Source organism: Streptococcus sp. 9.1 (genome assembly GCF_016648815.1).
GTDB lineage: Bacteria > Bacillota > Bacilli > Lactobacillales > Streptococcaceae > Streptococcus > Streptococcus salivarius_E.
In genome coordinates this window covers 27,640-46,545 of sequence record NZ_JACLQS010000007.1, presented here as the reverse complement: position 1 = coordinate 46,545, position 18,906 = coordinate 27,640, and the positions used below count along the sequence as shown (strand labels likewise).

The following is an 18,906-nucleotide window of genomic DNA, read 5'->3' as shown; positions in this document are numbered from 1 at the left end:
TTTTAGCATTCCCCACAAAAAAACCAAGACTTTCGTCTCGGTTTCATCTCATCTTATGACACGACATGTCCTTCTTTGTCGAAGGTATAGAGTTTACCGTCGATGAGGACAGAGCGGTTAGTGTATTTTTCTCCTGTTTTAGGGTCCAAATAGTAGGTGTAGTTATCAACTGTGACAAAGCGTCCTTTGACTTGTTTGCCTTCAGCGTCGAAGTAGAGGACCTTGCCATCAACTTCTTGGAAGCCGGTCACTTTTTCACCTTTGTCATTGTAATAGTAGTTGTCACCTTTATCGTAGACAATGCGATTGCGATAAGCAGGCTCACCCTTGCGGTCAGCAACTACACCATTGTCATCAGCATTATAGGCTCTGTCTCCGATGACAAAACGTCCTGTTTCGAGGTTTCCACTAGCTCGGAAGTAGTAGTCTTTGCCATCGATGGTTTGCCAACCAGTAAGAGCAGCTCCATCGTTACCATAGTAGCGTGTTGGGTAGTATGGGAAGCGTGGAGAACCTTCGTAGTTGTATGATTTTGAAAAGGCGTTGCGTGTCATGATACCAGTCAATTGGTCAAATTGGTAAGTCTTACCGTTGATTGTAACCTCTGTGCCTTTGGCTTGACGGCCATCTTCATAGAAATAGTAAGTGACGCCATCAAATGTCTTCAAGCCAGTGACTTTTTGACCATTTTCATAGAGATAACTTGTACCGCTACGATCCGTCTGCAATTGGTCAAAGTGGATGGCTTTTTCTTTTGCCGCATCAATACCCTTGGCATCAAAATTAAAGGTTACGCCACGATAAGTAAGGGCCTTGTTAGTTGTTGCAATGGCAACGTTTGTGGTCACTTTTTGGCCATTTGGTGCTGTGAAGGTCATAGGTGTTGAGTCGAAATGGTAGAGGTGTCCATTAAGAATATCCCATTCGTCAAAAGTTGACCATTGTGATTGGCGGACGTTACTATATTTAGATCCAAGAATCTTACCATCATATTGATAAGGACCTTCTTTGATATTACCGTCGGCATCTGTAACATAGACACCTTCAAGTTCATACGAATTCTCACCAGTACGCTTGAACTCAGGATAGAGACCGTTTGTCAAGAGTTTTCCATCTGGGCTAAAGAGTTGAGAGTTGATAACTCCTGTGTAGAGGTTTCCTTTAGGTGTGTCGTCATCAGAATAGTCGCTACCATAATAACGGTTGCCATCAACTTCAAACCAGCCTGTCTTGAAGGCACCATCATTGCCAGCGTAGTAGATGTTTTCAGAGAAGTCACCGTAACGCCCAGTAGATTTATCATGGTAGAAGGCATTACGTAGGACAGCACCGGTGTCTTTGTTGGCGAAGTAGTGGTTATCACCTAGGTTGAAAATCTTTCCTCGGACTTGTTGGCCCTTATCGTTGAAGTAGAAGAGGTCCTTGTTAATAGTTTGGAAACCAGTGACCTTTTTACCATTGGCATCGTAGTAGTACCATTCTTGATCAGTACCTTTAACAAATTGATTTCGATTTGTGGTTTGGTCAGCTTTAGTAGTCGCCACACCATTGCTATCAAAGTTATAGACCGTACCGTTTAAGGTAAGTGAGCGATGTACCCACTTGTCACCTGTATTTGGGTCGAAGTAGTAGGTTTTGCCACCAACAGTAACCAGTTGTCCCTTGGCTTGTACACCATATTCGTGGAAATAAAGGTTCTGTCCGTTAATGGTTTGGAAACCAGACACGGCTTTACCATCAGCTCCGAAGTAGTACCAAGAGTTGTCTCTATTGATAAATTGGTTAGTTACTGGATTTCCATTATCTTTATCGAAATAGTAGATATCGTTACCGTAGTAAAGGAAGTCCCCTTTGACTTGTTGACCATTGTCATTGAAGTAGTGAAGGCTACCGTCAACCGTTTGAAAACCGTGAAGCGCCTTACCATCTTTACCAAAGTAATACCAATTACCCTTGTCGTCAGAAACATAGCGATTGGTTACCATAATACCAGTCTTAGGATCAAAGTAATACTGTTGTCCGTTCAGGTTTTGAACGCTTGTCTTGTAGTGAGCTTGGCTACGGTCTAGGAATTCGGTTTGGAAACCAAATGGGTCTGAGAAGCCTTTAGTTGCCTTGAAGTCATTGATGTAATACCAGTTTCCAGCTTTATCCGAAACAAAGACAAAATTAGGTTGATTACCAGTAGCATCAAAGTAGTAAAGATTTCCATTTTCAGTGATGAAGTCATCTTTGACCATCTTGCCATCTTTGTCGAAGTAGTAAAAGCCAAAGTATTTATGGTTGACGTTGTTAAGAGCTTGGAGACCTGTTACGCGACGTCCATTGTCTTTATCGAAATAGTAGCTATCACCATTAATAGTGACGATTTCGTTTTTAGCTTGTCGACCATCTTCGTGGAAGTAGAGGTTAAAGCCATCGATGTTCTGAGCACCAGTGACGGGTTTGCCATCTTTGCCGAGGTAATACCAGTTTTGGTTGTTGTCTTCAATAAACTGGTTGCGTTTGTTCGTTTCAGGCAGAACTGCTGTCAAACGACCTTGGGCATCAGCTTTGTAGGCTTGACCATCAATGTTGATAGAGGTATTGGTTACCTTACGTCCATTGGCTTTGTCATAGTAGTAAGATTGTCCATTTTCTGTGATAATCTCACCCTTGGCTTGCTTGCCATCCTCGTGAAAATAAAGGTCGAAATGGTCAACGTTTTGGGCACCTGTCAGATTTTTCCCATCTTTGAGATAGTACCAGTTGCCCTCAGCATCGCTCTTGAATTGACCGCCAGAAACGACAGTAGTTTCAACAGACTCCGGTGCTTGACTGTTTACTTCGGTGACTGTGCTAGCTGTTTCTGAAGTTGAGGTAGCGGTTCTCGTTTCGCCACTAGACAAATTGTAAGTGCTACTTGCTTGGTCTTCCTTAAGGACTGGCTGCTTATCAGTTGTGACAGTAGCAGTTGTATCAGTTGCCTTATTGGTTGCGCCTTGATTAGCTTTTGTCGTAGCTACAGTTGTTTCTGTGACAACAAGCTCAGGATCCTGACTGACGCTTTCAGGCGTGCTAGCTGAGGTAACTTGATTGGCAGCTTGCTCGTCGGCAGAGACACCAACTCCAATCAATGAGGCACCAAGTGCCAAACCAGACACGGCAATGGTAACCCATTGTTTTTTCACTTTATGAAGTTTAAAATGAACTTTATTTTCCATAAAAGTTCCCCTTTTCCTTTTTAATGACCCCATTCTAACATCTTTTATTAGAAGAATCAAACGCATTCATAAGATTTTCATGTTTTTTCTAAAAATTGAAAATTCTTTCCAGATAAGGATTTGAGAAACGAAATAGAATGATATAGGACCACTTTAGCAAGCTCCTTTTAATCGAGATGTATGTAAAATTAAAAAGCAACCACTGGGAGTCCCCATTTTTGGCATAGCATTCAACAATAAAAGTATAAAAATACAGAAATGGGCCCTTTTAGGCCAAGAAATATGGTATAATAGTCCGGTATTTCGCAAAAAATGGAGTATAAAAATGAGTATTTTTCGTAAAAAGGACGTCGGTCTCGCTCAGACTGAGATGAAACGACATCTGACCCTTAGGGATGTAGTCCTTCTGGGAATCGGTGCCATGGTTGGGACAGGAATCTTTACGATTACTGGTACCGCGGCATCGACTCTAGCTGGTCCTGCCCTGATTATTTCGGTCTTGATTTCAGCCGTGTGTGTTGGGATGTCAGCTATTTTCTTTGCCGAGTTTGCCTCACGTTACCCATCGGCTGGTGGTGTTTATGGTTATCTCTATGCTGTCTGGGGGGAGTATCCTGCTTGGATGGGTGGCTGGTTGACCATGATTGTCTTTATGAATGCTGTATCCAGTGTGGCCTCTGGTTGGGGTGCCTACCTCAAGGGGCTACTGGCTAGTTTTGGTCTTAAGTTGCCTCAAGCCATCAGTGGACCTTTCAATCCCAGTCAAGGCACTTACATTGACCTCTTGCCAGTCTTGGTCTTGGTCTTGGTGACGGCTCTTCTTCTCATGAATTCTAAACAGGCTTTACGTTTGAACTCCCTCTTGGTAGTGCTCAAGTTTTCAGCCTTGGCGGTCTTTATCTTAGTGGGCCTCTTCCATTTGAATCCTAGCAACTGGGCAGATTTTGCACCATTTGGGTTTGGTCAGATTTATGGAGGAAAAACTGGGATTATGGCTGGTGCCTCTCTCATGTTCTTTGGATTCCTTGGTTTCGAGTCTATCTCTATGACCGTAGACGAGATTAAAGAGCCGCAAAAGAACGTTCCTCGAGGTATCGTTCTTGCCTTGATTATTGTGGCTTCACTTTATGCAGTGGTTTCTCTCGTCTTGACAGGAGTGGTTCACTATACCAAGTTGAATGTCGACGATGCCGTGGCTTATGCCCTTCGCTATATCGGTATTTCTTGGGCAGCCAACTACGTCTCTGTCGTTGCTATTATGACCTTGATTACGGTATGTATTTCAATGGCCTATGCCCTTAGCCGTATGGTTTATAGCCTGGCGCGTGATGGTTTCCTTCCCCAAACCTTCCAAAAGGTTTCAAAGACTAATAAGGTTCCACATCATGCGACGCTTTTGACAGGCGTTTTGTCGGCTATCTCAGCAGGTATCTTCTCTTTGGCCAATATGGCGTCCTTGGTTAACATTGCGACCTTGGCTTACTTGGTCCTCTTGGCTATTGCCCTCATTATTCTTCGTAAGGACAAGGGTTTGCCACAGAAGGATGAGTTTAAGGTTCCATTTGTTCCTGTCTTGCCCATTATTTCAATTATCGTCTGCCTCTCCTTTATGAGTCAGTACAGTTGGCAGACATGGTTAGCCTTTGGTTTGGCAGTGCTAATTGGGTCAGCTATCTATGCCTTTTACGGTTACAAACATTCTAAGTATTAAGATGAAAACGTTAGGTCTGATGATCTAGCGTTTTTTGATATAATGGAAGGAAAGTAAAAGCAGGAGTAGATTGATGAAATCAGACCAGATGTGGCAAGCCTATAAGATTTTAAATCAGACAATCGGAGATAAGATTGATGCCTGGGCCTTTGGCGTGGAAGCAGATTATTTGGCAGAACTCGTATTGATGGGGCAAAAGACAGCAACCAGTTCAGCTTTTGACTTGTATGCAGTGGGGAATGAACCATTGCCCAAGGAAAATGAACTAAGCGTCATTCTTGATAGTAAGGAGAATGCTATTTGTATTATTGAAACGACGAAAGTTGAGGTCATCCCATTTAAAGAGGTTTCTGAAGACCATGCCTACAAGGAAGGTGAAGGAGACTGTGGGCTAACCTATTGGCAAGAGCTTCATGAGAATCTCTTTAGCAATTGGTTGCATGAGGTTGGATTACATTTTAGTCAGGACAGTCTAGTTGTGTTGGAAGAATTTAGAGTGGTTTATCCTATAGATTAAAAGTTCCCAATATCTTGGGGACTTTTTACTTTAAGGAAAGATTAACCTTTCTTTAAGTCTTGTCTTAGGTTTCTTGTGTTTAATAAAGGCATCTCAAAAGTAAGAAAGAGGTCTAAGATATGACATACAAACATAGCAAACAAACACAAGAACGTTACGCCATTAAAAAATCATCAAAATGGAAAACTGCAGGCTCAGTCCTAGTAGCGAGCTTAATTTTTGGTAGCTCGGTCGTCTTAAATGAAAATAAGGCTTCAGCCGATGAGACTAACACCGAATCAACACTCTCAACGGTTACGACGGGTGAAACCACTGCCGATTTGATTGAAGAAAGTGTTCAGACAGAAGATTCGTCAAATAGTACTGAAACAAGTACAGACACTGATACAAGTACTACAACTACGACTTCCGACACGGCTTCGTCAGCAACAAGTACAACATCCGACACAACAGATACATCGACAAGTAGTGAAACATCTAATCAGTCAAGCACATCTTCAACTTCAGAAGCCAGTTCTTCTGAAACTGCTGCAACAACAACTAATGAAACTTCAGAAACGGCAACAACTACTACAGATGAAAACAGTAGCACTAATACAAGCACAAGCTCCACTGAAGCGACCGCTTCAGAGACAGCTTCAGTTCTAACCAATAATTCTGCAGATACAACTTCAGAAACCACAACGGATTCTAGCAGCACTGATTCAGAAAGTACAACGACTACGATTACCTTTAATGGGACAACGGTGGTAACGAGTGATAGTAGCACAGTGACGGTTGATGGTACTACCGTTACCATTAATCAATCAGGTTCATATACACTAACAGGTAATGGCTCAAGTTATACTATTATTGTGGCTGGTAGCGTGACGGATCCAGTTACAATTTACTTGGATGGAGTGACCTTAACAGATTCCTCAATCACTTCTAATTCCTCAGCAGAATTGACAGTGAATGTCCTTTCAGACAGTTCCATTTCTGCGACTTCTGCTAATGCCATCGAAGCAGCGGGAGCTTTGACCATTACCAGTGGTACTGGAAGCACCCTTACCCTTTCAAGTACTGAAAAGCACGCCATCAAGGCTGATAGTGTGACTGTTGATTCAGTAACGCTTGATTTGACGTCAGAGGCTAAAGATGGTATCAATGCGACGACAGCTGTAACTATTAAAAATGCCACAGTCAACATCACAGCAACTGATGACGGTATTCAGGTCGAAGACGAAACAGATGTGAACAGTGGTGATTTGACGATTACCGACTCAACGGTAACCATTAATGCAACTGATAAAGGTATCACGGTTACAGATGAATTGACTGTCGAAGGCAATTCTAAAGTAACAGTTGTAGCAGGTGACGAAGGCCTTGAAGGGCGTTATATCAATTTGACAGGTGGAACCGTTGATATCACTGCTGGTGATGATGGTATTAACGCCACTGAGTGGACGACCAAGGACAGCGCTGATACTTCAAGCTTAACCAATTCGACTTCTGACTTGGAAAATGAAGTGGGCATCAATATTGACGGTGCAACGGTAACTATCTTGGCAGATGGTGATGGTATCGACAGTAACGGCAATGTGACAGTGAAAAGTGGTTCTCTCTACGTCGCTCAGACAAGTGCAGATAATGCTGCTATCGACTACGATGGAACAGGTATTATTTCGGGCGGTACTGTATGGGCTATTGGTAACCAAGGAATGGCTCAAGCCTTTACAACAGGTTCAAGCCAGTCTTATATCATGGCCAACATCTCTGGTAGTGCTGGAGATACCATCACAGTTACAGATAGTTCTGGAAATGTTGTAGCGACCACAACAGCAACAACTTCATTTGGAAATGTGGTCTTTAGTACCGAGAGTCTAACTTCGGGTGAAACCTATACCATTACGACATCAAGTGGTGCTAGTGTGACTGCAACAGCTACTGAAGAAGGCACAAACAATGGTCCTGGTGCTGGTGGCATGGGCGGCTTCCCAGGTGGTGGTTTTGGTAATAGTTCAATGTCTGATAACTTCGGAGGCTACGGCGGACCAACTAGCTATGGTGGCAGCTCTACAAATACGGGTACCGTCAATACCCCATGGGGTCAATCTGCTTCGACAAGTTCTGAGAATACAACTAGCACAAGTAGTACAAGTTCAACAAGCCAGACGGCTAATACTGGACGTCCTACCCCATCAAACTTTGCTAGTCAAACAAGTAGCTCAAACTCTATAAATATGAGCCCTACGACAAGCAGCAGTGCTAATCAACCAGCTACCAATGCTCCAGCAATGACAGCGACAAACACAGCTTTATCAAATCAAAATACGTCAACATCAAATCCTTCAAGCTTTGAAGGAGCATCGCTTAAATCAAATACCTCTCTCGCTAACCAGCCTACAAAAGAGCAATCGACACAAACAATGACCAATACATCAAGCAGTGCCCAACAACAAGCTCATGAGACTGCTGAAAAGTTGGATAAGCTCCAACCTCAAAATCAAAGCTCTAAAGCATCAAAAGGTCAGCCAAGAGAAGTTTCAAGTCAAAAGGAAAATGTAGGCCCAGTCGTACAGACGAATCTTGCACAAAAAACAAATAATCAAACAAGCTCTAAGTCTAACCAGTCTGACAAAAGCTCACAAAGCAACCAAACAACAAGTAAATCTAGCCTACCAAATACTGGTGATGTGAGTAGCTTGGGCTTAGGCGCATTAGGAGCTGTACTCATGACAACATCATTTGCACTTAAGGGAAGCAAGCATTCCCGTAAGTAATCTCTCATTTTAAGTATAAAAAACTGTACCTGATTAACAGATACAGTTTTTTTACTTATTTTTTAAAGCTATTTTTAAGGCCTTCAACAGCACCTTCAACGCCTTCTTTAACATCTTCGATACCGTCTTTTGCTTTTGCTACAACTTTTTCGACAGCACCTTCGATTTCAGTTTTTTTGTCGCCAGTAAGTTTACCAGCACCCTCTTTAAGAGCGCCTTTAGCTTGATTCAATTTATCTTCGATTCCCATAGTAGAACCTCCTTTTTATGATGAGACCATTGTAGACAATATTAGACGGTAATGCAAGTGATTTGTTTAATAAGTAACGACATTAATGTTTCCTTTATCGTATTCAGCGATGAAGATATCTGAAATGTTGTCATATCCCATTTTAGTAAGTTCGTCGTTTAACCATGCTTCAGATTTTCCGATACTGTCAAGAATTTCCAACTGAACAACGCCATCTGTGACAATTGGGTATTTCGGATTTTCATCACCCGCACGAACCACAATCAATTGGCCGTTTTGCTCAATTACAGCACGTTTAACCTCTTTGAGTTGAAAAATTCCTTGAGAACGTAATTTTAAAGCGACATCAGAGGCTGAAAGTCCTTTAGAGCGACAAGCTTCAGGATCTAGTTGACCATGTTTGATGATGACTGTTGGCTTACCGTCAATCAAGTGTTTGATAAAGCGAATGTTTGTGTTAAGCCATTTTAGAAGTAAAATCAAAATCGTCCAAATAATCAAAATCACGAAATATTGGAGGATGGAAACGTTACTACTATAAATTGTTCCACCGATGATTCCACCAAGGACGAAGTTCTGTACTTGGTCAGTAGCTGAGCTAGGTGCTAGGTTTCCTTTACCTGTTAAATTGATAACAAAGACGAGTGAAATAAGCCCCAAAGCTAGTTTAATTGCAACAGTAAGATAAAAAGATGTCATTTTTTAACCTCCACGAGTTCAACATCAGACTTGTAAAGTTTTATTTGTTCTAGCAAGTAGCTATCGGGATCCGAACCTGCAATGGCACGGTAGTAGTTGTCTTTAACTTTTACGATAGCTCCATCAGTGGCAGCAGAAGTATTGACATAAACCTTGCTCTTATCAACGTCAAGATTTTTAGACACAACCTCGATAAAGTGAAGAGATGCTCTAAATTGGTCGTTGTTAGATTGATTGCTTTGGAAATTACTGATAGCAATTAGAACCACGGCAACTAAGGTTAAAATAGAAATAATAGAGAGTTCACGAAACTTAGTATCATGGCGTTCTTTGAAGGCTTTAAAAGCAAATACACCGGTCACTAAAATAAGTCCTGCAGTAATGGCAACCATAACCAAGTTTTGTTGGCTAATCTGACTTAGCACATAGTCGTAGGAATAGAATTTCATTGAGAAGATTTCCTTTCATAGTATCACTAACATTATAGATTAAAAAGTCTTTAAATTCAATTAATCTATCCGAAAAATGAAGGAATGAGTAGGATTCTTAAAGGAAATTTGCTATTGAAATGACTTGCAGCCATTAAGCCAAAATCTTATGATTTCTTTAAGGACTTTGTTGATATTTTCACAAATTATGCTTATAATTGAGGTAATCAACAATCAGAACTTGCCTAAATTTTTCGAGAATCAGAAGTCTGGTAACTTAAAGAGATTGGTTATTTTATGTAAGACTTCACTGTTAATCTCTAAGAGAGTCAACACCTTTTCTTGAATTCCAAAAAATGTTAAGGCCTCTCGTTCCTAGAAAAAGGAGTAATTATGTCTGAACCATTATTTTTACAATCTGTCATGCAGGAGAAGATTTGGGGTGGCACGAATTTGCGTGATGTCTTTGGCTACGACATTCCTAGCGACCATGTTGGAGAGTACTGGGCTATCTCAGCTCACCCTAACGGCGTCTCTACTATCAAGAATGGTCGCTATGCCGGTCAAACTTTGGATGCCCTTTATGCAGAGCATCGTGAGTTGTTCGGCAATCGTCAGGAACCTGTCTTTCCTCTCTTGACTAAGATTTTGGATGCTAATGATTGGCTTAGTGTGCAAGTTCATCCAGATGATGCTTATGGACTTGAACATGAAGGTGAGCTTGGTAAAACAGAGTGTTGGTATATCATTGCCGCTGAACCAGGCGCAGAAATCATTTATGGTCACAATGCTAAATCAAAAGAAGAATTGCGCCAGCAAATTGAAAGTAAGGATTGGGAAAATCTCTTGACCAAGGTTCCAGTTAAAGCAGGAGATTTCTTCTATGTGCCAAGTGGTACCATGCATGCTATTGGTGCAGGTATCATGGTTCTTGAAACGCAACAATCTAGTGATACGACCTACCGTGTTTATGATTTTGACCGTAAAGATGATCAAGGTAACCTGCGTGAACTCCATCTTGAAAAATCTATCAATGTCCTTAATATCGGTGAGCCAGCCAACAGTCGACCAGTCACAACAAAAGTAGATGACCTCAAATCAACGCTCTTAGTAGCAAGTGATTTCTTCGCCGTTTATAAATGGGAAATCTCAGGTAAGGCTGATTTTGAAAAGACTGCTGATTACAGTTTGTTTAGTGTACTTGACGGTCAAGGAAGCCTCTTAGTCGATGATCAAGAATACCAAATTGCAAAAGGCAGCCACTTTATTCTTCCTAGCGATGTTGAAACATGGCAAATTAAGGGAGAGCTTGAATTGATTGTCAGTCACCCATAATCAAAATATCAAACTAGACGAGATGAGAATCTTGTCTAGTTTTTTCGTACAAGGATACAGAAAATTTGCAATTTTAAAAACCTTTGTAAATACGTTTCAATAGCTTGAAGTTCCAAACTAATCATGTCATACTAAATAAGTTGACTAAAATTATAATAAACAAGTTGTGTCTATTTGGGGCATAAGATCTTGTTTGTTTTAGATTGGAGAAACTTATGTTAAAAAAGGGAAGCCTTACAGCTTTATTGTTGTTTGGTATGTTCTTTGGAGCGGGAAATCTGACCTTTCCCCCTCAGCTAGGCTTTGAATCTGGAGGTCATTTTTGGCCAGCCATTGCCGGCTTTGTCCTATCAGGTGTTGGTATTGCCATCCTAACACTGGTTATCGGGACTTTAAATCCTAAGGGTTACATTCATGAGATTTCTCAAAAAATCTCGCCTAAGTTTGCCCTAGTCTATTTGGCAGTACTTTATCTGTCCATTGGTCCTTTCTTTGCCATTCCTAGAACGGCCGCCACCGCCTTTTCAATTGGCTTCTCTCCTTTGATTGGAAGTGGACATACTAGCCTTTGGCTCTTTGTCTTTACCGTAATCTACTTTGCTCTAGCACTTTGGATTGCCATGAATCCATCTAAAATTCTAGATAGTATTGGACGTATATTGACGCCTATCTTTGCCATCATGATTGTTGTCGTTATCGTGGCAGGAGCATTTAAATATGGTGGTCACAATCCTCAGGATGCAAGTCAAGCCTATCAGGCTTCTGCTTTTGGTAAAGGATTCTTGGAAGGCTACAACACCTTGGATGCCTTGGCTTCTGTGGCCTTCAGTGTAGTAGCAGTAGTCACACTCAACCAATTAGGCTTCAAGTCTAAAAAAGAGTATATCTCAACGATTTGGGTCGTTGGTTTCGTAGTGACTATCCTCTTTGGTGCTCTGTATTTGGGATTAGCCTTTTTGGGGAATCATTTCCCACTCCAAGTGGCGGGATTACCAAAAGATGCCAATATTGGTGCAAGTGTCTTGTCACAAGCCACACAAGCCATCTTTGGACCAGCGGCTCAGATTTTCTTAGCTATCATGGTGACAGTGACTTGCTTCACAACAACCGCAGGGCTTATTGTTGCGACTGGGGAATTCTTCCACAAGGCATTTCCGAAAGTATCTTACAAGGCTTACGCCATTATCTTTACCTTGATTGGGTTTGCGATTGCCAACTTGGGACTTAACAATATCATTGCTTTCTCAGTGCCAGTGCTTTTGATTCTCTACCCAATTACTATCACGATTGTTATGATTGTGATTGCCAACAAGTTCGTGGCCTTGTCTAAACCTGGTATGCAAGTGACAGTTGCAGTAGTCACGCTGATTGCCTTGCTTAGTGTAATTGGAAGCCAGTTTAAACTTGCGGGACTCAATGCCCTCATTAACTTCCTCCCATTGTCGGGAGCATCACTGCCATGGTTGATACCAGCCATCTTGTGTATTCTTTTGTCTCTCATCTTACCTGATAAGATTAAGAGCGAAAGCTTCGAAATGGAATAAAAATAATATCCTATCACATAATATGTGGTGGGTTTTTTTTGTGTCTTTCCAAGTCACCTTAAGTGCGAAATCTTCTCAAAAGCGTTACACTTAAGGCGTGGAGATGCAAGTATCTATTGAAGGGAGTGTTAAAAATGTCAAATCCTAATAATCATACTATTTATCTTGCTGGTGGCTGTTTCTGGGGCGTGGAGGAATACTTTTCACGTGTTCCTGGTGTGTTTGATGCTGTTTCGGGTTATGCTAATGGGCGTAATGAGACGACTCGCTATGAACTTATTGGTCAGACGGGCCACGCTGAAACTGTTCAAGTGACCTACGATACGAACAAGGTGTCATTGCGAGAGATTTTGCTACATTACTTCCGTATCATCAACCCTCTAAGCAAAAATAAACAGGGCAATGATGTGGGTAGTCAGTACCGTACGGGTGTTTACTATACCGATGAAAATGACTTGCCAATTATCGAGCAAGTTTTCCAAGAAATGACTGAGCAATACGGTCAGCCTTTGGCAGTTGAATTGTTGCCTCTGAAGCACTTTATTCCTGCAGAGGATTACCATCAAGATTATCTCAAGAAGAATCCTAATGGCTACTGTCATATCAATGTCCATCAGGCAGCTAGTCCGGTCATTGATGCCAGTGCTTATCACAAGCCAAATCAGGAGGAGCTTAAGGAAAGCTTGAGTCCAGAAGCCTATGCTGTGACCCAGGAAAATGGAACGGAGCGTGCCTTTACTAGTCCGCTTTGGAATCAATTTGAGCCTGGAATTTACGTTGACGTGGTGACTGGCGAGCCACTCTTTTCATCCAAGGATAAGTTTGATTCAGCCTGTGGCTGGCCGAGTTTCTCTCGCCCTATTAGTCCTGAGGTAGCCAACTACAAGGAAGATTATTCTCACAATATGGATCGTATTGAGGTCCGTAGTCGTGTGGGGGATTCTCATCTTGGCCATGTCTTTCCAGATGGTCCAAGTGACAAGGGTGGTTTACGCTATTGTATCAATGGCGTAGCGACACGATTTGTGCCTAAAGCCGATATGGAAAAAGAAGGTTACGCCTACTTACTTGACCAAGTAGACTGATTATTCACTAGTATTAAGAGTTTTCTAGCAGAAGCTTATCATAAAATAAGAGTTTGGTACTGCTTGCTACCAGCCTCTTTTACCTGTAAAAGAATTTATTGAAAGCCCTTTAAAGCTAACATAACATGTTACCTAACCGTTCAGGACAAAAAAGTGACCTTTCATTACATTTTTTTACAATTTTATCCAATTTGTTTTACTTCGTATATAGAAAAAATAGTACACTATAATAGTGAGAAATCTGACAAGTGTAAATGTGTCCTTCTCCTTGGCTTTTGCTGGTTTTGGCGTCTGTAAACATTATTGTACTTTGTGTAATAATGAGTCTTCCCAACCTCCCAATATGATTTTATATGTCTTAACTTACCAAAACAAGACTAGCAAGAGAATACTAAGATATTTCCTTAAGAAGTAATGACAGCGCTTGTTAGATTTTGTGATAACATTCAGATAGTCCTAAGGACTATTTTATTGTGCTAAACCTTTTTGACGGAGATTATTATGGAATGGATGAATAAACTAATCATATTAATAGCCATTTGTGTCTTGTGGTTCTGGTCTTTTCTTTTACTTCCTAAAACAGGGGAGAAAGTAGTTTATCTTTATCATTTCCTAGCTCTGTGTGGTTTAGTCATGATTTATTTTGCCCTAGTTGATCCAGCTGGTCTCTGTGATACTTTTTTCAATATTAAACATCTATGTTTTCATTAATGAATCCAGTTTGGTAATAGGTCAGGAAAATCTGAATTTAATTAATCACTCATCAAAAGAAGCTTTCTGTGTATTGATAACAGTTTATCTGTTTTCAATATGTAGGAGGTTTTTTTCTGTATTATCGAGATTTGGACATAGAAAAAGCAGTCGGAAAAGACTGCTTCAGGTATGTTACTGTTGTGATTCGTATCGTTTGACGATTCTATTTAAGCGCCACTGGTAACAGAGACCACTGACGATAAGACTGGCAATCAGGCCAATCCAGTAACTATAGGGACCAAGTCCAGTGACTTTTTCAAGCAGGAAGCCAACTGGGAGGGTGATGCCCCAGTAGGTTAGGACACCGAGATAAAAAGGTACCTTGGTATCTTTATAGCCACGCAGGATTCCTTGAAGCGGAGCGGCAAAGACATCTGCAACTTGGAAGAAGAGGCTATAGGTCATGAAAATGGCCGTCATTCTCAAAAAGTCAGGCTCATGCCCATAAAGTTCAGCCAAATCATAACGCAAGAAGTAGAGGAAAATCAAGGTAAAGATAGAAAATCCTAGGGCTGTCAACCGTCCCAGCTTGCTGTAGCTCTTGACGGCATCCATGCGTCTGGCCCCAAATTCGTAGGAAATAATGATAGCCATGGCACTGGAAATGCTGAGAGGAAAGGCATACATGAGATTTGAGAAATTCATGGCCGCCTGGTGACTAGCAATCACTAGTGACGGATACTTAGACATAACCAGACCAACACCAGAGAAGATGGCGACTTCCGCAAAGACCGTTCCACCAATAGGGAGACCTAGTTTAAGGGCGTCAAGCAGAGCTGCTTTATCAAGGGGTTGAATCCTTTCAATGTGGTAGGGCTTAATCTTTTTATGCTTTCTGATAACCGAGATGGAAATAAGGAGAAGGGCCCAGTAAGCCAATGAAGTTCCAAGCCCAGCTCCAGCTCCCCCTAACTCTGGTAAACCAGCAATGCCATAGATGAGGAGGAAATTGAAGAAACCATTGAGGGGTAGGAGCAGAAGCATGAGGTACATGGAAAGGCGCGTGAGTCCAAGCGCATCAAGGAAGGAGCGAACCACGCTAAAGAGTAGGAGGGGAATAATACCAAGACTCAAAAAGCGTAAATAACCAAGGGCTACCTTTCTGACCAAAGGTTCTAAACCTAGATGGTTCAAAACCAAAGGTGCCCCCAGAAAAACAAGGGCAAAGAGGATAAGTGATAGACCCAAAGCCATATAAAGAAATTGATAGAAATCAGGTGCCACTCGGTCCTTGCGACCTGCCCCTAGATGGTGTCCGATAATAGGAACCAAGGCAGAGACGATACCTGTTAAAAAGGTGAAAAAAGGACTCCATAAACTCGTTGCCATGGCTACCCCCGCCAAGTGTAGGGTATCGTATTGACCAGTCATGGTAGTGTCCACAAAGGCTGCCGAGAAGTTGGCAAACTGATAAATCAGTATGGGCACAAAAATCTTGAAGAAAACAAGGAATCGCTCACGGAGAGAATGTGTTTCGTGCATTCTGTTTTCCTTTCTAAATTTTTCAAATTATATAATCATTGTACAACTGTTATCCAATAAAGTCTATAATTGACGGAAAGTTTGGGCCCATTCTCTCAAATTTTCGTCATCTCCCATAAAAGCCAAGCAGTGGAGAACTTCTTTATGTAATGAATTTCCCATGTTCTTATCGATAAATTTATAAAGGTATGCGGCTTCTAGTTCTTTAAGGTAGAGTTTTTGTAACATGAAATAGTCTGGTAATTGAATAGTTTTTAGTTCGTTTATATAGTAGTCACTATCTTCTTGATTTCCGTAAAGAATGATTTGGAAAATACAACGACTGATAACATCTAAAGTGATTCGATCTAAATTATTTCTAGGATTTTTATTGAGTATTGATAGGAGTTCCTTGATGTAGATTTTTAGCGCATCTTCTGTGAAGATATCCTTTACCATATCCAGTAAATCAATATCGAGAAGTGTCCAAATATCAATCGAAAAGAAATAGTTTTGAAGTTCTGTAGCAATATCTTGGTTAACTGACTGGTTTTGAAGTTTTGAAACCTGACAGGTAATACAAAGACTAATCAGATAATCACTATAATTGGTTTCTCCTAAAATGCGAAACTTTTCTGCGACTTGCTCCAGTGCTTCAAAATTTAGGTTATTTGAAGCTTGATTGTATTGATTAGCAAGTTTTATGTAGGTTTCGTCCACAAGATATTCTTGTCCGAAAAATTCATTATATTCGACTTTTAGGTGTTTTAAAAGTTTGAAAAGAGTATCATTTGAGAGCGATGTTTTGTTATTTTCAAAGTCTGAAATACTCGCTACAGATCCTGCTACTTGAGCGAGTCTCTGGATAGTGTATTTTCTCTGTTTCCGAATCTGTTTAAATTTTTGACCTAGTTCCATATAATATTTCCTTATCGGATTTCCGAAATTTCAATAGTTGATACTATTAGTAAACTAAAATAATAGTATCAAATGGAAGGAGGTAAAAGCAATGATTATTGAAAAAACTAAATCGGTTGCTGTGTCACTGCTTAGATTTATTAAGCTACTTCCTAAGAAGGAAATGGTACTTTATATCATTTTTGCGCTTCTTTATTCGTGTCAAGGCATTGTAATACCTATAATTATCCAGGTGGCAGGTCATATAGATAGTAGTGATAGTCGGGATTTAATAGTTTTTACATTTTCGAGTATCTCTCTTTGGGTGGTTGTGTACGCTTTTATGTATATAGAGAATATTCTGCTTCGTTCTATTATTAGAGCGTTTAATGTAAGCCTATCAGAAAATATTTTAAAGAATCATGCTGCCTTTCCTAAAAACATATCCGATTCTGAGCTTTGCTCACTCTTGACACAAGATCTTGGAATTGTAGACCAGGAGTTCCTCCAATCTTTTCTTATCTCGCCAGTGTGGGGCGCCTCTGTCCTAGTATCTGTAATTTATCTGCTCAAACAAAATATTATTGTAGGGAGTCTTTTTACTGTAGGTGCCTTTCTGATGATTTTGCCTCAGTTTATATTTAAGAGAAAGTTAAAAGAGTCAGGAGAATTACTAAGTAGCTCAAAAGAGAAAAATTTAAGAGCTATTACAGACTTTGGTAAAGGGATTGAAACGATTATTTGCAACCAAGCAGAAAAAGAGAATGTAAAGCAAACTCTCATAACCCTTAGTGAGATGGAGACGACACAATTTAAGTATTATACACTTCATAATTTAGTTATGTTTTGGACAGGACCTCTGAAAGCTGTCGGCTTGATTGGACCATTTGTGATTGGTCTTGTCATGAAACAAAATTCAATTACTACACTTATTGCTATGATGTCTGCTTCAACATATCTTATTAACCCCTTACAACAGATTCTGGAGGCTATTGCAAGTATTCAAGCAAGTCAAGTGATAAAAGATAAATTATTGACATTTGGAAGTGAGTCAGAAATTCCTTCAAAAGGGCATCACATACATACTTTAAAAGAAATTCAGTTAAAAAACGTCACTAAATCTTATGATAATCAAGAGATTTTTCAAGATGTTACGGTTACTTTTTCATTGTCTCAGCATAATCTTATAGTTGGTGATAGTGGTATTGGGAAAACAACACTTTTTAGGTTAATATCAGGGCAAGATAAGGCATATAGTGGGAAAATCATTTTTAAAAGTATAGATGGAAGGGAGCTGACTCCAAATTTAGATAACATTGCAATTATTCATCAAAATCCCTATGTCTTTCATACAAGTGTGCGACATAATCTAACTCTTTATCAAGATTATTCAGACTCAGTGCTCATTTCAACACTAAAAAAGGTCGGACTATGGGAGGCTTGTTGTCACCAATTAGACTATGAATTAACTGGAGATAACTTTTCAGGTGGTCAAATCATAAAACTGGAGATTGCACGTGCTATTTTGAGAGGCAAGCAGGTTTTACTTGCTGATGAGATGATGGCTTCTTTAGATGCAGCAAGTTCTAGAGAAATAAGAAATGTCTTGCAACAATTGCCTAATAGTATTATTGAAATTGCCCATCATTACAATTTGGAAGATTACGATGCTGTCTATAGAATTGAAAATAAGTCAATCGTAAGAATTAAATAGTACGAGCTACTTTCAGTAAAAGTTAGACAGAGTAGTTGCTTAGTCTTTTCTTTCGATTTACAAACTTGGAACAGACCTATATAATTAATCTAAGGAAATGAGGCTTTGAAAATGAACACGAAAACAGAATTTTTGAGAATAATGGCGGAACAAACAGAAATGGCTTTGGCTACTTCTGTGAATAACATTCCTAATGTAAGAATCGTTAATTTCTATTTCGACCCTTGTGATAATATTCTTTATTTTTCGACATTTAAAGATAATAACAAGGTCAAGGAGATAGAAGAAAATCCTTCAATCGCTTTTACAACTATCCCTCACACTGGAAACCAGCATGTCAAAGCCAAAGGTCTCGCAAAAAGAAGTTTGAAAACGATATTCGATTTGGAAGCACAGTTCATTGCAAAGGTTCCAGATTATAAAAAGACAATAGATTTCGCAGGAGAATCGCTGATTCTATTTGAGGTGAAATTTGATACCGCAATTGTTACAAAAGATTTGGCTACAATCAGCACCTTAAAACTATGATAAAAACACCCCTTATTGG

The 18,906-nt window shown here is 40.2% G+C and carries 14 protein-coding genes; 8 read left to right on the top strand and 6 right to left on the bottom strand.

Translation table 11 applies throughout. From position 1 onward, the window contains the following. Positions 1-53 precede the first annotated feature (53 nt). Complete coding sequence (locus H7T93_RS06295) at positions 54-3,203, bottom strand: KxYKxGKxW signal peptide domain-containing protein (RefSeq protein ID WP_037602197.1); 3,150 nt, start codon at positions 3,201-3,203, stop codon at positions 54-56. Positions 3,204-3,528: 325 nt separating this feature from the next. Between H7T93_RS06295 and H7T93_RS06290 the strand changes: the two genes are divergently transcribed. The 3 genes from H7T93_RS06290 (at position 3,529) to H7T93_RS06280 (ending at position 8,193) form a co-directional block, all read left to right on the top strand. Continuing rightward, complete coding sequence (locus H7T93_RS06290; RefSeq protein WP_037602195.1) at positions 3,529-4,914, top strand: amino acid permease; 1,386 nt, start codon at positions 3,529-3,531, stop codon at positions 4,912-4,914. A gap of 73 nt (positions 4,915-4,987) precedes the next feature. Beyond that, complete coding sequence (locus H7T93_RS06285) at positions 4,988-5,431, top strand: ASCH domain-containing protein (RefSeq protein ID WP_037602193.1); 444 nt, start codon at positions 4,988-4,990, stop codon at positions 5,429-5,431. 119 nt (positions 5,432-5,550) lie between these two features. Further along, positions 5,551-8,193, top strand: a complete 2,643-nt coding sequence (locus tag H7T93_RS06280) for a carbohydrate-binding domain-containing protein (protein WP_037602191.1) — start codon at positions 5,551-5,553, stop codon at positions 8,191-8,193. Positions 8,194-8,248: 55 nt separating this feature from the next. Here H7T93_RS06280 and H7T93_RS06275 read toward each other — a convergent pair whose 3' ends face one another. From H7T93_RS06275 to H7T93_RS06265, 3 genes are all read right to left on the bottom strand, one after another. Further along, a complete protein-coding gene (locus tag H7T93_RS06275; protein ID WP_037602189.1) occupies positions 8,249-8,443 on the bottom strand; it encodes a CsbD family protein in 195 nt (64 codons plus the stop codon). 66 nt (positions 8,444-8,509) lie between these two features. Beyond that, entirely contained in the window at positions 8,510-9,142 is a 633-nt protein-coding gene (locus tag H7T93_RS06270) for a DUF421 domain-containing protein (protein WP_037602187.1), read from the bottom strand. Then, complete coding sequence (locus tag H7T93_RS06265) at positions 9,139-9,591, bottom strand: DUF3290 family protein (protein ID WP_037602185.1); 453 nt, start codon at positions 9,589-9,591, stop codon at positions 9,139-9,141. Before H7T93_RS06265 ends, H7T93_RS06270 begins: the two co-directional genes overlap by 4 nt. Before the next feature lie 372 nt (positions 9,592-9,963). Between H7T93_RS06265 and manA the strand changes: the two genes are divergently transcribed. From manA to msrB, 3 genes are all read left to right on the top strand, one after another. After that, entirely contained in the window at positions 9,964-10,905 is a 942-nt protein-coding gene (gene manA / locus H7T93_RS06260) for a mannose-6-phosphate isomerase, class I (protein ID WP_037602183.1), read from the top strand. A gap of 215 nt (positions 10,906-11,120) precedes the next feature. Then, positions 11,121-12,449 (top strand): branched-chain amino acid transport system II carrier protein, encoded by a 1,329-nt coding sequence (gene brnQ, locus H7T93_RS06255; protein ID WP_073685796.1) that lies wholly within the window; start codon positions 11,121-11,123, stop codon positions 12,447-12,449. Between the two features lie 134 nt (positions 12,450-12,583). Continuing rightward, a complete protein-coding gene (gene msrB / locus H7T93_RS06250) occupies positions 12,584-13,534 on the top strand; it encodes a peptide-methionine (R)-S-oxide reductase MsrB (RefSeq protein ID WP_145517272.1) in 951 nt (316 codons plus the stop codon). Between the two features lie 885 nt (positions 13,535-14,419). Here the strand turns inward: msrB and H7T93_RS06245 are convergent. Together H7T93_RS06245 and H7T93_RS06240 are read right to left on the bottom strand one after the other, a co-directional pair. Then, entirely contained in the window at positions 14,420-15,769 is a 1,350-nt protein-coding gene (locus H7T93_RS06245) for an MATE family efflux transporter (protein WP_002891247.1), read from the bottom strand. Positions 15,770-15,832: 63 nt separating this feature from the next. Next, complete coding sequence (locus H7T93_RS06240) at positions 15,833-16,666, bottom strand: helix-turn-helix domain-containing protein (protein ID WP_145517273.1); 834 nt, start codon at positions 16,664-16,666, stop codon at positions 15,833-15,835. A gap of 91 nt (positions 16,667-16,757) precedes the next feature. Between H7T93_RS06240 and H7T93_RS06235 the strand changes: the two genes are divergently transcribed. Beyond that, entirely contained in the window at positions 16,758-18,359 is a 1,602-nt protein-coding gene (locus H7T93_RS06235) for an ABC transporter ATP-binding protein (RefSeq protein ID WP_201041698.1), read from the top strand. A gap of 111 nt (positions 18,360-18,470) precedes the next feature. Next, positions 18,471-18,887 carry a pyridoxamine 5'-phosphate oxidase family protein gene (locus H7T93_RS06230; RefSeq protein ID WP_201041697.1) on the top strand — a complete coding sequence of 139 codons (417 nt, stop codon included), beginning with the start codon at positions 18,471-18,473 and terminating at the stop codon, positions 18,885-18,887. Positions 18,888-18,906: the final 19 nt, after the last annotated feature.

Coding starts and splice junctions, on each gene's coding strand:
- H7T93_RS06295 (WP_037602197.1), bottom strand. CDS start 3,203: ATGGAAAATAAAGTTCATTTTAAACTTCATAAAGTGAAAAAACAATGG.
- H7T93_RS06290 (WP_037602195.1), top strand. CDS start 3,529: ATGAGTATTTTTCGTAAAAAGGACGTCGGTCTCGCTCAGACTGAGATG.
- H7T93_RS06285 (WP_037602193.1), top strand. CDS start 4,988: ATGAAATCAGACCAGATGTGGCAAGCCTATAAGATTTTAAATCAGACA.
- H7T93_RS06280 (WP_037602191.1), top strand. CDS start 5,551: ATGACATACAAACATAGCAAACAAACACAAGAACGTTACGCCATTAAA.
- H7T93_RS06275 (WP_037602189.1), bottom strand. CDS start 8,443: ATGGGAATCGAAGATAAATTGAATCAAGCTAAAGGCGCTCTTAAAGAG.
- H7T93_RS06270 (WP_037602187.1), bottom strand. CDS start 9,142: ATGACATCTTTTTATCTTACTGTTGCAATTAAACTAGCTTTGGGGCTT.
- H7T93_RS06265 (WP_037602185.1), bottom strand. CDS start 9,591: ATGAAATTCTATTCCTACGACTATGTGCTAAGTCAGATTAGCCAACAA.
- manA (WP_037602183.1), top strand. CDS start 9,964: ATGTCTGAACCATTATTTTTACAATCTGTCATGCAGGAGAAGATTTGG.
- brnQ (WP_073685796.1), top strand. CDS start 11,121: ATGTTAAAAAAGGGAAGCCTTACAGCTTTATTGTTGTTTGGTATGTTC.
- msrB (WP_145517272.1), top strand. CDS start 12,584: ATGTCAAATCCTAATAATCATACTATTTATCTTGCTGGTGGCTGTTTC.
- H7T93_RS06245 (WP_002891247.1), bottom strand. CDS start 15,769: ATGCACGAAACACATTCTCTCCGTGAGCGATTCCTTGTTTTCTTCAAG.
- H7T93_RS06240 (WP_145517273.1), bottom strand. CDS start 16,666: ATGGAACTAGGTCAAAAATTTAAACAGATTCGGAAACAGAGAAAATAC.
- H7T93_RS06235 (WP_201041698.1), top strand. CDS start 16,758: ATGATTATTGAAAAAACTAAATCGGTTGCTGTGTCACTGCTTAGATTT.
- H7T93_RS06230 (WP_201041697.1), top strand. CDS start 18,471: ATGAACACGAAAACAGAATTTTTGAGAATAATGGCGGAACAAACAGAA.